This window comes from Clostridium polyendosporum (assembly GCF_018332455.1).
In the GTDB taxonomy this organism is placed as follows: Bacteria; Bacillota; Clostridia; order Clostridiales; family Clostridiaceae; genus Clostridium_AY; species Clostridium_AY polyendosporum.
The window spans coordinates 1-263 of sequence record NZ_BOPZ01000104.1; the positions used below are offsets into that span (position 1 = coordinate 1).

The following is a 263-nucleotide window of genomic DNA, read 5'->3' on the forward strand; positions in this document are numbered from 1 at the left end:
TTCCTCTGTTTAATTTTGAGAGACCAAAAGTCTTTCAAAATTTTGTTCTTTGAAAATTGCACATAAAGTAATGTAAAGCCAAATTGGTAAAACCAAAGAATTATTCTTTGTAAGAGAACCAAAACTGGTAGTTGTAAAAGACTACTTTAGTATATTAGGTCAAGCTACAAAGGGCGCATGGTGAATGCCTTGGCATCAGGAGCCGATGAAGGACGCGATAAGCTGCGATAAGCTTCGGGTAGGCGCAAATAGCCTGTGATCCG

1 rRNA gene is annotated in these 263 nt (G+C 38.8%); it reads left to right on the top strand.

Features of this window, described 5'->3' with window-relative positions:
* Positions 1–157: 157 nt before the first annotated feature.
* A 23S ribosomal RNA gene (locus tag CPJCM30710_RS17605) occupies positions 158–263 on the top strand; the annotation flags it as partial.